Origin of the sequence: Breoghania sp. (genome assembly GCF_030066895.1) — a bacterium.
GTDB lineage: Bacteria > Pseudomonadota > Alphaproteobacteria > Rhizobiales > Stappiaceae > Breoghania.
This window is the reverse complement of sequence record NZ_JASJAV010000019.1, coordinates 94,006-107,138: the sequence shown is the minus strand read 5'-3', so window position 1 is coordinate 107,138 and position 13,133 is coordinate 94,006. Positions and strand designations below refer to the sequence as shown.

Annotated in this window: 13 protein-coding genes and 4 pseudogenes; 10 read left to right on the top strand and 7 right to left on the bottom strand. The window is 61.4% G+C overall.

The features are described 5' to 3' along the window. Window positions 1-55: 55 nt before the first annotated feature. The 5 genes and pseudogenes from QNJ43_RS27405 to QNJ43_RS18640 all read left to right on the top strand — a co-directional run. A pseudogene (locus QNJ43_RS27405) lies at window positions 56-664 on the top strand (ABC transporter substrate-binding protein); the annotation flags it as partial. Between the two features lie 31 nt (window positions 665-695). Continuing rightward, the gene (locus QNJ43_RS27400; RefSeq protein WP_346433047.1) at window positions 696-914 is read left to right on the top strand and encodes a hypothetical protein; all 219 of its coding nucleotides are present in this window, start codon (window positions 696-698) and stop codon (window positions 912-914) included. A 527-nt stretch (window positions 915-1,441) separates the two neighbouring features. Continuing rightward, a pseudogene (locus QNJ43_RS18650) lies at window positions 1,442-2,289 on the top strand (ABC transporter ATP-binding protein). A gap of 366 nt (window positions 2,290-2,655) precedes the next feature. Continuing rightward, window positions 2,656-3,648, top strand: coding sequence for a ribonuclease T2 (locus tag QNJ43_RS18645; RefSeq protein WP_300472053.1), 993 nt, complete (start codon window positions 2,656-2,658; stop codon window positions 3,646-3,648). 187 nt (window positions 3,649-3,835) lie between these two features. Then, a pseudogene (locus QNJ43_RS18640) lies at window positions 3,836-5,069 on the top strand (AMP-binding protein). A 33-nt stretch (window positions 5,070-5,102) separates the two neighbouring features. Here the strand turns inward: QNJ43_RS18640 and QNJ43_RS18635 are convergent. From QNJ43_RS18635 to QNJ43_RS18610, 6 genes are all read right to left on the bottom strand, one after another. Continuing rightward, the gene (locus QNJ43_RS18635; protein ID WP_300472052.1) at window positions 5,103-6,920 is read right to left on the bottom strand and encodes a PAS domain S-box protein; all 1,818 of its coding nucleotides are present in this window, start codon (window positions 6,918-6,920) and stop codon (window positions 5,103-5,105) included. 114 nt (window positions 6,921-7,034) lie between these two features. Then, the gene (locus QNJ43_RS18630; protein ID WP_300472051.1) at window positions 7,035-7,262 is read right to left on the bottom strand and encodes a sensor histidine kinase; all 228 of its coding nucleotides are present in this window, start codon (window positions 7,260-7,262) and stop codon (window positions 7,035-7,037) included. Then, window positions 7,231-7,584 (bottom strand): hypothetical protein, encoded by a 354-nt coding sequence (locus tag QNJ43_RS18625; protein ID WP_300472050.1) that lies wholly within the window; start codon window positions 7,582-7,584, stop codon window positions 7,231-7,233. Before QNJ43_RS18625 ends, QNJ43_RS18630 begins: the two co-directional genes overlap by 32 nt. 5 nt (window positions 7,585-7,589) lie before the next feature. Continuing rightward, window positions 7,590-8,291, bottom strand: a complete 702-nt coding sequence (locus QNJ43_RS18620) for a PAS domain S-box protein (protein ID WP_300472049.1) — start codon at window positions 8,289-8,291, stop codon at window positions 7,590-7,592. A 38-nt stretch (window positions 8,292-8,329) separates the two neighbouring features. Further along, on the bottom strand, window positions 8,330-8,689 hold the full coding sequence (locus QNJ43_RS18615; RefSeq protein ID WP_300472048.1) for a hypothetical protein: 360 nt from the start codon (window positions 8,687-8,689) through the stop codon (window positions 8,330-8,332). Further along, window positions 8,686-8,964: a hypothetical protein gene (locus QNJ43_RS18610; protein WP_300472047.1), complete on the bottom strand. Its 279-nt coding sequence runs from the start codon at window positions 8,962-8,964 to the stop codon at window positions 8,686-8,688. The genes QNJ43_RS18615 and QNJ43_RS18610 overlap by 4 nt, the downstream gene beginning before the upstream one ends. Before the next feature lie 217 nt (window positions 8,965-9,181). Between QNJ43_RS18610 and QNJ43_RS18605 the strand changes: the two genes are divergently transcribed. Then, a complete protein-coding gene (locus QNJ43_RS18605; protein WP_300472046.1) occupies window positions 9,182-9,604 on the top strand; it encodes a response regulator in 423 nt (140 codons plus the stop codon). Window positions 9,605-9,672: 68 nt separating this feature from the next. On the opposite strand, the gene QNJ43_RS18600 is transcribed toward QNJ43_RS18605, so the two are convergent. Continuing rightward, the gene (locus QNJ43_RS18600; protein ID WP_300472045.1) at window positions 9,673-10,185 is read right to left on the bottom strand and encodes a hypothetical protein; all 513 of its coding nucleotides are present in this window, start codon (window positions 10,183-10,185) and stop codon (window positions 9,673-9,675) included. 299 nt (window positions 10,186-10,484) lie between these two features. On the opposite strand from QNJ43_RS18600, the gene hemH reads away from it, so the two are divergent. From hemH to QNJ43_RS27390, 4 genes and pseudogenes are all read left to right on the top strand, one after another. Further along, a complete protein-coding gene (hemH, locus tag QNJ43_RS18595; protein WP_300472044.1) occupies window positions 10,485-11,594 on the top strand; it encodes a ferrochelatase in 1,110 nt (369 codons plus the stop codon). 135 nt (window positions 11,595-11,729) lie between these two features. Next, window positions 11,730-12,649, top strand: a pseudogene (locus QNJ43_RS18590) (SPFH domain-containing protein). Next, window positions 12,636-12,875 (top strand): hypothetical protein, encoded by a 240-nt coding sequence (locus QNJ43_RS27395; RefSeq protein ID WP_346433041.1) that lies wholly within the window; start codon window positions 12,636-12,638, stop codon window positions 12,873-12,875. Before QNJ43_RS18590 ends, QNJ43_RS27395 begins: the two are co-directional and overlap by 14 nt. Beyond that, on the top strand, window positions 12,875-13,111 hold the full coding sequence (locus QNJ43_RS27390) for an NfeD family protein (RefSeq protein ID WP_346433040.1): 237 nt from the start codon (window positions 12,875-12,877) through the stop codon (window positions 13,109-13,111). Before QNJ43_RS27395 ends, QNJ43_RS27390 begins: the two co-directional genes overlap by 1 nt. The last annotated feature ends 22 nt before the right edge of the window (window positions 13,112-13,133 follow it).

The following is a 13,133-nucleotide window of genomic DNA, read 5'->3' as shown; positions in this document are numbered from 1 at the left end:
TCACCTATCGCACGGGTCCCCTTATGCGGGCTCCGGCATTCCGATCGCCAACGGCATGTCGGACTATTTCGCCATGCTGAACGAGCGCGACGGCGGCATCGGCGGCGTCATGATCGATTATGACGAGTGCGAGACCGGCTACAACACGCAGAAGGGCGTGGAGTGCCACGAGAGCGTGAAGGCCAAGAACCCGGTTCTGATCACGCCCTATTCCACCGGCATCACGCTTTAGCTGATCCCGAAGGCGTCGGTCGACTGCATTCCGGTGCTGTCAATGGCCTACGGCCTTTCGGCGGCCGCCATCGGCAAGACCTTTCCGTGGATCTTCAATGCGTCCGACACCTACTAGGACGACGCGTCCGCGATCATCAAGAACATCGCCCGGCGCGAGGGCGGTACGGATGGTCTGAAAGGCAAGAAGATCGGCTACATCTTCCTCGATGCCGGGTACGGGCGCGAGCCGATCCCGCTTCTGGAAGACCTTGCCGCGAAGTACGGCTTCGAGATGACCAAGTATCCGGTCGCCGGCAAGGAGATGCAGAGCCAGTCCTCGCAGTGGCTGAACGTGCGTCGCGACCGGCCCGACTACATGATCATGTGGGGCTGGGGCGCGATGAACCCGACGGCCATCAAGGAAGCGACCAAGATCCGCTTCCCGATGGACAAGTTCTACGGCGTGTGGTGGTCCGGTGGAAATGACGACGCGGCTGCGGGCGGCCAAGGGCTATCGCACGCTCAACTTCAACGGCGTAGGCAAGGATTTCCCGGTCATTCAGGACATCAAGAAGTATGTCGTCGATACCGGAAAGAGCCAGGTCGAGCCGGCGAAGTTCGCCGACAATCTCTACAACCGCGGCGTCTACAACGCGATGCTGATCGCGGAAAGTATACGTGCGGCGCAGAAGTATTTCTGAAAGCCGGTCGTCACGTCGGAAGACGTTCTCAACGAGATTGAGGTTATAAACCTCGACGAGGCGCGCATCGAGGCGATGGGCATGAAGGACTTCATGCCCCGCTGAAGATGAGATGCGAGGACCATAACGGTCACGGTCCGCTCTACATCGTGGAGTGGGACGGCAAGGACTGGCAGAAGTCCGGCGACTAGTTCTCGCCGATGACTGACGTCGTCCAGCCGCTCCTGAAAAAGGCGGCGGAAGAGTATGTCGCTTCCAACTCGCCCTGGCCGGAATGCGACGTTCCCTGCGCCGAGTAGGGCGTTCGCAAGCGAATGGTAATCGGGGCCGCGGTTTTGGCGCTGCGGCCCCGATCTCCACGAGCCGTCATCCCCGCGAAGGCGGGGATCCAGCACCCACAGGATCAAGCGACGAGATCTCCAACCGGGGCCTCTAGAATGCTGGATTCCCGCCTTCGCGGGAATGATAGCATCGCGGTAGATGGCCGGTTTCACTTCCGCCGCTTGTTACCCACCCGGACAGGACCGATGCAGATGAAAAGCCAGACAACCAAGGCACACAAAGAGGTGGTGGGCGAAACCATCCTTGCGCTGAATAATATCGAGGTGATCTACGACCGGGTCATTCTGGTTCTGAAGGGCGTGTCGCTGACCGTGCCGCGGGGCGGCATCGTGGCTCTTCTGGGGGCGAACGGGCCGGCAAGACGACCACGCTGAAGGCGATTTCCAACCTGCTCAGGGCGGAACGCGGCGTCGTCACCAAGGGCGATATCCGTTTTCACGGCGAACAGGTGCAGGCGCTCTCGCCAAACGAACTGGTCAAGCGCGGTTGCATTCAGGTGATGGAGGGGCGGCACTGCTTCGGCCATCTGACCATCGAAGAGAACCTCCTGACCGGCGCCTATACGTGCCGCGACGGGAGTGCGGCGATCCGCGACGATCTCGACATGGTCTATTCCTACTTTCCGCGTTTGAAGTAGCACCGCGGTTTTCAGGCGGGCTATACCTCGGGTGGCGAACAGCAGATGTGTGCCATCGGCCGGGCGCTGATGTCGCGTTCCGACATGATCCTGCTCGACGAGCCGTCAATGGGACTTGCGCCGCAGCTGGTGGAAGAGCTCTTCGAGATCGTGAAGGAGTTGAATTCGGAGCAGGGCGTGTCGTTCCTGTTGGCGGAGCAGAACACCAACGTGGCGCTGAAATACGCCACCTACGGCTACATTCTGGAAGCCGGCCGGATCGTGCTCGACGGGGCGGCCTCCGCGCTTCGCGAGAATGCGGACGTGCAGGAGTTCTATCTCGGCGTCGGCGGTGACGAACGGCGCTCGTTCAAGGCGATCAAGCACTATAAGCACAGGAAACGCTGGCTGGCGTGAGGGTTCGGTAGGGGGCGCGGCGCGCCCTTCGGGCGCTCTTGTTGCGCTGGATTCCGGGTCTCGCCATGCGGCTTTGCCGCAGACCGCCCGGAATGAGGGACAGCGGGACGAAGTTGTAATCACACACGCCGTCCTCGACTCTGGTCTCGCTGGCGCAACCCAGCTGTAACTTGCGTTTGGTTACAACGCTCCTCTTGCTCCTCATTCCGGACAAGTGAGGCAAAGCCGAGCGCTGATCCGGAATCCAGCGCAACAAGTTGCGCGCGAAGGCGCGCTCCATCTCCTTCCTCCGACATGCGGCTGCAATGCGAAATGGCGTACTATTCTTTCCCCTTCCCAATTCGGGATCGGCGCCGGGAGGTTTTCATGAAGACGCGTATTCTTGCAGCAGTTGCGTTCATTCTTCTTTTCACGCCCCTTTCCGCCTCCGCCGAGATCAAGCTCGACGGAACCTTCGTCGCCCGTCAGGTCTGTCTGGCAACTCAGAACATCAAGGCCGGAGACAATCCCGGCGATGTGATGACCGAGGTCGATCGGGCCTACGAGTTTTTCGCCAAGAACAGGGAACCGGCCATCCACTACTGGATCGGCACGAAAGGGTCGGATCCCGTCCGGTGCTGGGTCGCGATCTCATGCGGCGAGCGCATGGTGCCTGCGGGCGCGGCAACTGGCGACTCTTCCACTCCGGACGATCAGTCTCTGGGCGACGGATCCGATTTTGCGCAAAATCTGCTGGCGGTGAGCTGGGAGCCCGCCTTTTGTCAGTTGAACAAGAAGAAGTCCGAATGCGTCAGCCAGACGGTGGAGCGTTATGATGCCACCCATCTCTCCCTGCACGGGCGCTGGCCGCAGCTCTTCGGCAATTTTCATTGTGGCGTTCCGGCAGAACATAAGGCTCTCGATGACGGGAAACGCTATGGCGACCTCGCCGCGCTAGAGCTATCGCAGGAAACGCGGACGGTGCTGGATCGCGTCATGCCCGGCACCCAGTCCTTCCTGCGACGCCATGAGTGGACCAAGCACGGAAGCTGTCTTCGAGACAGCGATCAGGAAGGCTATTTCAAGATCTCGCTGGCCTTGATGGAGACGCTGAATGCCTACGTGGTGCGCGATCTCATGGCTGCTCACATTGGCAAGGAGCTTACGACCGAGGCGATCCGAAAGGCTTTCGACGATGCCTTCGGGCAGGGCGCCGGGGCTCGGGTTGAGGTCAGGTGCGATGGCGGGATGCTGACGGAGTTGTGGATCTCGCTTGCCGGCGATGCGGCGACGGAGACGTTGAGCGATCTTATTCACGCAGCAGACGCGGTCGATGGCGGGGGATGCAAGGGCGGGCTCGTCGATCTTGCCGGTTTTTGATGGGCGATATTTTGCGAGGATAAGTCAGCGCCGGGGGCGTATATGCGGATGGGACCGGCCGAGGCCCGTCCGGCTTCGGAGCCATTTGAACGAAGACCATTTTCGAATGAAATTCGAATGGAAATCGATGGAATATTAATCGACCGCGAAAAGGGTCGCGAAAGGTGCGGAAGAAAGGCAAAACGCCATGACTGAGATGTTCGATACGCGAGAGACGCTAAGCCCTGAAGAACGCGAGGCGGATCTGTTCCGGCGCCTGCCGACCTTTCTCGACAAGGCAGTTGTGCCGCCGCCGGGGCTGGCCGCGCATCTGGACGCGATCGATCCTGCGGAAATCACCTCGCGCGCCGCATTGGCCCGTCTGCCGGTCCTGCGCAAGCCGCAACTGATGGCCGCCCAGAAGGCGAAACCGCCCTTCGCTGGCTTCGTTGCGATGGGATGGGCGCCGGAGCGCGTCTTTCTCTCGCCCGCTCCTGTCTGGGAGCCGCAAAGTGCCGGCGCCGACCCCTGGGGGGGTGGCGCGCTCGCTTTTCGCCGCCGGGTTCCGGCCGGGCGACATCGTCCACAATTCCTTCGCCTATCACATGACGCCGGGCGGTTTCATTCTGGATCTGGGCGCGCGCGCTCTTGGCTGCACCGTCTTTCCCGTCGGAACCGGCAATTCGGAAATGCAGGCTCAGGCGGTCGCGGCACTGCGCCCGCGCGGCTGGTGCGGGACGCCGGATTTTCTCAAGGTGATCCTCGACAAGGGCGCGGAACTGGGCCTCGACTGTTCCTCGATCAAGGTTGCGCACTCCGGCGGGGCGCTATTTCCCTCGCTCCGGGACGAGTACGCGGCGCGCGGCGTCAATGTGGTTCAGTGCTATGCCACGGCGGATCTCGGCGTTGTCGCCTATGAGAGTGAAGCGCACAAGGGGCTGATCCTGAAAGAAGATTTCATTCTGGAGATCGTTCGTCCGGGCACCAACGATCCGGTTGCCGACGGGGAGGTGGGCGAGATCGTGGTGATTGTGCTCAATCCCTCCTATCCGCTGGTGCGTTTCGGGACGGGCGATCTTTTCAAGGTTTTGAACGAGCGCTCGCCCTGCGGTCGCACCAACACGCTGATTGCGGGCTGGATGGGCCGCGCCGACCAACGCACCAAGGTCAAGGGCATGTTCGTCGATCCCGAGCAGGTGGCCGAGATCGTGCGGCGACATTCTGAAATCGAGCGGGCCCGGCTCGTTGTCGGCCGGTCCGGCGAACAGGACGTATTGAGCCTGAAGATCGAGGTGGCACACGGGATTGACGGTGGCCTCTCGGACGCGGTCGCAGCCAGTCTGCGCGAAGTCACCAAGCTTGGCGGTACGGTGGAGGCGGTCGATCCCGTCGCTCTGCCCAATGATGGCAAGGTCATCGAGGATGCGCGCGACTACTCGTGAGCGGGCGAACCGCTCAGCCAAACCATTCCAGTCTCATTTATGGAGACACGCCCTAGTCGGGAACGTGACGGCGAATGATTTGGTGGGGCGGTGTCGCGGGTGGGCGAAGGCTTCGAAGATCTTTTCCGCGCGCGCTGGCGACAGGCCGGAACCGTTGTCGCGGATGGTCAGGCGGGCCGTGCCGTCCCCTAGGATCTGCGCCAGGACCCGAACCTCGCACGGCCGTCCTTCGCGCTCGTCGGCAAGGGCGTTTGCCAGCAGATTACGGAAGAGCTTGTTCAGGGAGGCTGGATCGCCGGTCACCTGCGGCAGGGTCGCGATCGCTATGTCGGCGGCGGGATCCGGATCCAGCGTTTCCAGCACGTTTTCCAGCAACCGGTTCAGATCGACGGGCATGCGCTGGAAGCCGCGCTGGGTCTCGCGGGTGTAGGTCTGGAGGTCGTTGACGAGCTTGGACAGTCGGTCTGATGAGCGCCGGATGATCGTCAGAGGCTCGCGCAACTGCGGGTTTCCTTCGCTGTCCAGCGTCTCGTCGAGAACGTCGGTGAACAGCCGGATCTTGCGAAACGGTTCCTGCAGATTATGGGCGGCGATGGCGTTGAAACGCTTCAGTCCTTCATTCGTGCGGCGCAAGCCCTCATTGAGGCGCGCGAGCGAGCGCTGGGCGCGATTGCGGTCAGTGACGTTGTTCAGGACGGAGAGAATGGACACCGGGCCGCCGTCATTTGGGTCCGTCAGCGTCGAGGCTTCGACTTCCACCACCGTCCCGTCGGCACGCACCATGGTGCGAGGGGCTGCAACGAGAGGCAATTTCGTCCGGCCCGAGGCGGCATCGTAGACGGCCTTTTTGCTGGCCTCGGTGAAATAGGTGGTCAGGTGGGTGCCGATCACGTCCTCCCGGGCGAGGTCCAGCGTGTCGAACCACATCTTGTTGACGTCGGTGATCTTCAGATCGGGGCCGATCGTATGCATCATGATCGGCGAATTCTGGTAGATGAAGCGGTACTTCTTCTCACTCGCCTTGAGTTCGGCGATCTTGCGTCGGCGCAGCAGTGCATAGGATAGCGATTGCGCCAGAATGCGGATGAGCTGGATGTCCTCGTTGGAGAAGGGATGGGAACGCGCTTCGGGTGAAGCGAAGCTCAGGGCACCGTAAAGTTCCCCGTCCACGTGGATCTCCGCGGATAGAAAATTCTTTAGATTCAAATGCTTGAAAAATGCCGAATCCGCATGTTGGGTCTTGTCGATTTCGGGTATGGCGACGATCGTACCGCGCGAATGGGTGATCGAGGTGTAGGAAAGTTCAAGCGGAACCGATCTGCCGAGTTCTGAGAAATCGGGCCGGACCTGGAATTCGGCGCGTACGCCTTCTCCGTTGTAGCGACTGATGACACCGGCCGTCATGCCGAAATAGGCGTGACCGATGGCGAGAATGCCCTCGACGGTTTCTTCCGTATCCAGCGAGCGATCGTTGGTGATGCGGATCAGCTCTTCCAGGGTCTCGTTGTAGAAATATTCCTCCGTCACGTCCCAGAATACGGTCATCACCGCCTCGAGACGTCCCGCCTCGTCGAAAAGTCCCGTGATCTCCCAGATCCGGCGGCGTTCCTGGCCATACAGGGTCTGGAGCATGGCCGGGGCGGTGATGGTCGGGTTGGCGGGCGAGAGCTTCGCGAATTCGCGTCGCGTGGCCTCTCTCATCTCCTTGCCTGCGCGGTCGTCGACGGCAGTGCCCAAAACCTTGGACCGGCCCAGGGAGAACGCCTTGCAATAGGCGTTGTTCGCCTCGAGGAGTGTGCCGTTTGCCGACATCACGACAACTGGCAACGGCAGTTCCTTAAGCGAGTTCACATGGGACGCGCGCCCCCCTGATATCCGATCTGTCCAGTTCTGCCCTAATGGCAGCTCCCTCTTTCATCGACCCTCGCTTTTGCTCTGGCACCTTACGGTGGGGAGCGCAATGGGTCAATCGGCCGAGGTCTCGGCCTTGCCCGTCGAAATGACGAAGTCGGTTCCTGCATTGCCGGCGCGCCGTTGTGCGCGGATCGTCCAGCCGTGCCCCTCGACGATCGAGGGCACCAGCGCCAGGCCGATGCCCGAACCGGAGGTCTGAACGGCGTGGAGCCGAACGAAGGGTTCGAAAATTCCCTCCTCTTCTCCCTCAGGCAGGCCGATGCCGTTGTCGCGCACCACGATCTCCTGCAGCCCGTCGTCGGTGGTGCGGGCAAAGATCTCGATTTCCGGCGCCACGTCCGGGCGCCGGGTATTTCAGTGCGTTCAGGATGAGATTGTAGAAAAGCCGCTGGAGGGGGACCGCATCGCCGGTCAGTTGCGGCAGATCGCGAAGCGTCACCGTGGCGTCGTTTTCCCGGATCAGGAGCGCGAGATCGCCGAGCACCTCCTGGATGAGCGGCTTCAGGTCGACCTCGTCGCTGGCATAGCCGCGCTCGCTTTCGCGCGAGAAGGCCAGCAGGTCACGGACCAGTCGCGACAGACGCTCCGCGGCTTGCGTCACGACGTTCAGCGCATGGCGCGCCTCGTCTTCTTCTTCGCCGTCATCGGGTTCGGGCAGGAGCTTGGCGAGCAGCTCGCCATAGAGCCGGATCTTGCGCAATGACCCTCGTGGGCGGCAACGGTGTTGAAGCGTTTCAGGTCCTCGTTGGCGCGGCTGATCGCGCGGTTGGTCGCGTTCATCTTCTCGCGCAGCCGGTTGCGTTCGGTCATGTCGACCCAGACGCACAGGGTCGGAATGTCTTCGGAGGCGACCGTCAGCGACGAAAGCTGCGTGCTGAGAATGGAACCGTCGCGGGTGAGAAAGTCCTGGGTCCGGCTCGTGGTCGTCAGCGGTTCGGCCGAAACCGGATCCTTCTCGCCGGCTGCGCGCGACTGCAGGGTGAAAAACTCCGAAAGCCTGCGGCCGATCACCTTGTCAGCCGTGTATTCGAGCTTGTCGAGCCAGGTCTTGTTGACGTCGATCAGTGTGCCGTGGCAATTGACCACGGCCATCATGATCAGGGCGTGTTCGTAGATCCGTCGGTAGCGGTTGGCGCTTTGTTGCAGGCCGACGTAGAAGTCGTGCTGCTCCATCGTGTAGCCGAGCCATTGTGCGATCAGATGGCAGAACTGTATCTGCTTTTCGGTGAACGGCTCCGCGCGCGGCCTCAATGTACCGAAAGTGATGATGCCGTAGAAGCAGTTGCCGACATAGACCTCGGAGGCCATGACGCTTTGAAGCGGAAGGTTCTCATAAAAGGGATAGTTCAGTGTACTCGCTTCTGCTCATGTCGTGGATGGCCACGACCGGCCCGCAACACCAGATCGACATAGAAGCGTTCGCGCGGGAAGGGGCGCTTCTCGTGCATGTGATCGAGTTCGAAATTGAGAATGACCGGATTGGCCTGATCGCCTTCCAGGTGGGTGATGCCGGCCAGGTCCGCGTCAAAAAACTTGACGCCGACCGCCAGGATCATGCGGGCGCGTTCCTCGTAGCTCTTGCCCGAATTGTTCGAGATGCGCATCAGATCTTCGAGCGCATTCCGGTAACGCAACTCTTCGGAAATGATTCGCCCGACTGCAATCATGTCGAGTAACAGCGCGTCGGAATTGAAGCGGGCCTTCAACGACCATTGCGCCCCTGCGTGTCGGTAACGGGAAATTCAATAGCGGCGGAGGGAGCCTCCGGCGTCAACGCGGCAATGGTGTTGAGAATTCTGTTGTGGCTCGGGGAGGGGATGAATTCGAGCAATATTCGATCATATTCAATATCTTCTCCCTCCCTGAACGTTGCACAATAGCGGCGATTGGTGAAGGAGATCCCGGTATCTGGTCGTAACCGCAACACCGGCGTCGCCAATAGATTCAGATCGAAGCAGATTGGCGACTGTCCGTCAGTCACTGCGGTCCCTAGTTATTTTTTTAAGATGCTTATTATCCTTTACCTCTCATCCAATTTAGGCGGATTCTATTGTGGAACCAGACTTTAGTATTTAGACAGGGAGTGAAAAGCGGACGATGCGAGGCACTAGTGTATTGGCACTTGCTCGGATCCCGTGAATTTTAACGCTGGGGTTTCTCTGTCATGGGCACTGCGTCGGACAAGAAAGAACACGTCGATGCGCGCGTCCTGCTGGTGGAGGACGATCCCGACGATATTCTGGTCATCAAGAGGTCCCTCAGGGACGCTCCCGATCCGGTTGGAACTGAAGGTCTGCGAGGACGGACGCGAAGCGTTCGATTACCTGGATCAGGGGGCGGCCGACGAGAACGCGCCGCCGGATCTGATCGTTCTCGATCTCAACATGCCGGTGGTCGACGGCACCACATTCCTGCACAAGTTGCGCGCCCACGGACGGCTGCATTCCGTGCCGGTCTGCGTGCTGACCACCGCGATGGACGAAGAGGCGATCCGCCGGGCCTATGAGAGCGGCGCCAATGCGGTGGTCTCCAAGGTCGACACGCTGGAAGGCATGAGCGCGATCCTGAACACCATCGTCGAATTCTGTTTCTCCACCGCGCGCCGCTACTATCTCGATTGAACGAGGTCGAGGCTCGACCAAACAAGGCCGAGGGCACCCGCAATGCGCGGCGCCCATCGGTCCGTGATCTATCGGGAGGGCAGGGGAAACAGCGTGAGCTGTGCGGGTTCCTCGTCGCAGGGCATGGAGCCATAGACGGCGCAGGGGCGTTCGGCCGAGGTCATCTGTTGATGCCAGATGCCGCGCGCGGAGAAGATGCGATCGGCCAGGGTGCGCGACGAGCAGGGCGTGGCGACGATGCCGTCCACACCGATGCGTCCGACGGTGTCGACGAAGCCGCGATCGATCCCGTCGGTGCTCGACAGCACGGTCATGTTCTGGAAGTGCGGCTCGCTTGCCTGACGGAGCGACCTGAGCAGGCCGCCGATGGCGGACATGCTGGGCCGATGGTCGGCGATGACCAGATCGACATTGTCCGCAACCAGCGCGGCGAGAGCATCGGTGACATTCTCCGCCACCACGGTGCAACGGCAGCCCAGTTCGGCGACCATCGTCGTCATCAGCTTTCGGCCGAAAGCGTTCGGATCGACGATCAAGACGTCGCCCAAGTTGTCGTTATCGAACGGGTCGTTCAATGCCATGACGCCTGTCCTTGTCATTACCGCGGTGATCCCGCGTGTTTGACGCCAATATAGGGGCGGGAAGTCTGAAAAATGGTTGAATCCGGCCCTATTCACTATTCCTTAAGGCGTTGTTCGAATACGCGGACGGGCTTTGCGTCGCCGATTGAGGGCGCGGCGTCGTCTCCTCGTGACACAAGGGACGCGGCAGGCTATTCCATGGGGCGGCGAGCGACCCATATAGAACTCCACGGACCGTCGACTCAACCCGATCCTGCCCGCCGAAACCCGGCCCCCTTACAGGAGCGACTTGCCCCAAAATGACTGATCAGATGAAACAATCCGCCGATCCCGCTGCCGCGCCTGTCGCCTCCGGCACAGGAGCCGCGGCGCGCCCTGCCGCGAGCACGCCGCATCTGCCCGCCGGACATCCGCCCGTGACGATCGGAAAGATCGGGGTGCTTCTGGTCAATCTCGGTACGCCGGATGGAACGGATTACTGGTCGATGCGGCGCTATCTGTCGGAATTCCTGTCCGACAAGCGCGTCATCGAGTGGCCGCGCTGGCTGTGGTATCCGATCCTTCACGGCATCGTCTTGATGCGCAGGTCGACCAAATCGGGTGAAGCCTATGCCTCGATATGGAACAAAGAGCGCGGCGAAAGCCCATTGCGCACGGTCACGCGCGCGCAAGCGGAGGCGCTGTCTTCCGCGCTCGGCGATGCGCCGACGGTGGTGGTCGACTGGACAATGCGCTACGGCAAGCCGTCGATCGAGGAACGGATCGGGGCGCTGAGGGCTGCGGGGTGCGAGCGGATCCTGGCCTTTCCGCTCTATCCGCAATATTCCGCCTCCACCACCGCGACGGTGAATGACAAGGTTTTCGAGGCGCTGCAGAAAATGCGCTGGCAACCCACCTTGAGAACCGTGCCGCCCTATCACGACGAGCCGGTCTATATCGAGGCGCTGGCGCAATCGATCGAGGGCCATCTGGCTACGCTCGATTTCGAGCCGGAGGTGGTGCTGGCCTCCTTCCACGGTATTCCGCAGTCCTATTTCAAGAACGGCGACCCCTATCACTGTCACTGCCAGAAGACGACGCGGCTTCTGCGCGAGCGGCTCGGGTGGGACGGGAAGAAACTTCGCATCACGTTCCAGTCGCGCTTCGGGCCGGAGGAATGGCTCCAGCCCTATACGGACCACACGGTGGAGGAGCTGGCCAAGGAGGGCGTGAAGCGTATCGCCGTCGTCAATCCGGGCTTTGTCACCGACTGCCTTGAGACGCTCGAAGAGATCGCGGGCGAGAATGCGGAGATCTTCCACGCCAACGGGGGCGAGAAATTCTTCCACATCCCGTGCCTCAACGACAGCGTCGAAGGCATGCGGGTGATCGAGGCCGTGGTCCGGCGCGAGCTTGCGGGCTGGATATGAAAGGTGTGGTCTGAGGTTCCCATGGGGAAGGGGAGTGCTGGAGATGTGGGCCGGTCCGGGGCATAGTCGCCTGACTCATTTAACGGCAGACATTCGTGGCGCACATGCGCCGTCATCCTATTTCGGAGACTAGCCATGGATTTCATCACCGGTTCCGACATCGTCATCATCGCCCTGGTCGTTCTGATCTTCGTCGCCGGAGTGAAGACGGTGAGCCAAGGCTACAACTACACGATCGAGCGTTTCGGCAGATACACGCGCACCCTGTCGCCGGGGCTCAACCTGATCGTCCCGTTCATCGACCGCATCGGTGCCAAGATGAACATGATGGAACAGGTGCTTGACGTGCCCTCCCAGGAGGTGATCACCCGCGACAACGCCACCGTGGAGGTGGACGGCGTGACCTTCTATCAGGTCATCAACGCCGCGCGGGCGGCCTACGAGGTGCTGGGGCTGGAAAACGCCATCCTCAACCTGACCATGACCAATATCCGTACGGTGATGGGCTCGATGGATTTCGACCAGCTTCTGTCCAATCGCGACGAGATCAATGCGCAGCTACTGCGCGTGGTCGATGTGGCGGCGGAACTGTGGGGCATCAAGATCACCCGCATCGAGATCAAGGACATCAATCCGCTGCGCGATCTGGTGGAGGCCATGGGCCGTCAGATGAAGGCGGAAGGCCAGAAGCAGTCGCAGATCCTGGAAGCCGAGGGCCGGCGCGAGGCGGCGTTCCGCGATGCGGAGGCGCGCGAGCGCGAGGCACAGGCGGAGGCCAAGGCCACGCAGATGGTGAGTGAGGCGATCGCTGCCGGTGACCGTGTAGGCGATCAACTACTTCGTCGCCAACCGCTATGTGGAGGTTCTGGAGGCGATGGCGAAGTCGCCCAACCAAGAAGACGCTCATGCTGCCGCTCGAGGCGCCCTCGATCCTCGGTGCGCTCGGCAGCATCGGCGAGATCGCGCGCGAGACCTTCAACGGCGAGGCGCCCTCAAGCTCGCGCCGTTCCGGCCGTGTGCCGGTGACCCGTCCGGAGGGAGATGATCGCCCGTGAGCCTGTTGCCACCATCATTCACGTGCTAGGGCCCTGGAGCTGGCACGTTCTGGGTCTGCTGTTGCTCGGTCTGGAAATCCTGGCGCCGGGAACCTTTTTCCTGTGGTTCGGCATCTCGGCGCTGCTGGTGGGAACTGCAGCGCTCTTCATCGGCATGAGTTGGCAGGTGGAGGTGGTGGCGTTCCTCGTCCTGTCTTCGTCTGCGTGTTCGGCGGACGGCGGCTGATGAACAGCAAGCGCGCGGCGGGCGACGACGACGACGATCCCGCGCTCAACCGCCGCGGCGCGCACTATGTGGGACGTGAATTCGTGCTGGGCGAGCCGATCGCACAAGGGGTCGATCGGCTCCATGTGGATGACACGGTCTGGCGGATCTCAGGCCCGGATCTTCCGGCAGGCGCGAAAGTGCGCGTCGTCGAGGTCGATGGTTCGGTGCTGAAGGTGGCGGCGTCAGAGGGCTGAGATGGCGCGTTTCAGGTCTCCA

What these genes read in the sequence shown, in the direction of transcription:
- QNJ43_RS18605 (WP_300472046.1), top strand. Translation starts at nt 9,182, where the DNA reads ATGCGCGCGTCCTGCTGGTGGAGGACGATCCCGACGATATTCTGGTCA.
- QNJ43_RS18645 (WP_300472053.1), top strand. Translation starts at nt 2,656, where the DNA reads ATGAAGACGCGTATTCTTGCAGCAGTTGCGTTCATTCTTCTTTTCACG.
- hemH (WP_300472044.1), top strand. Translation starts at nt 10,485, where the DNA reads ATGACTGATCAGATGAAACAATCCGCCGATCCCGCTGCCGCGCCTGTC.
- QNJ43_RS27390 (WP_346433040.1), top strand. Translation starts at nt 12,875, where the DNA reads ATGAACAGCAAGCGCGCGGCGGGCGACGACGACGACGATCCCGCGCTC.
- QNJ43_RS27395 (WP_346433041.1), top strand. Translation starts at nt 12,636, where the DNA reads ATGATCGCCCGTGAGCCTGTTGCCACCATCATTCACGTGCTAGGGCCC.
- QNJ43_RS18620 (WP_300472049.1), bottom strand. Translation starts at nt 8,291, where the DNA reads ATGGCCTCCGAGGTCTATGTCGGCAACTGCTTCTACGGCATCATCACT.
- QNJ43_RS27400 (WP_346433047.1), top strand. Translation starts at nt 696, where the DNA reads ATGACGACGCGGCTGCGGGCGGCCAAGGGCTATCGCACGCTCAACTTC.
- QNJ43_RS18600 (WP_300472045.1), bottom strand. Translation starts at nt 10,185, where the DNA reads ATGGCATTGAACGACCCGTTCGATAACGACAACTTGGGCGACGTCTTG.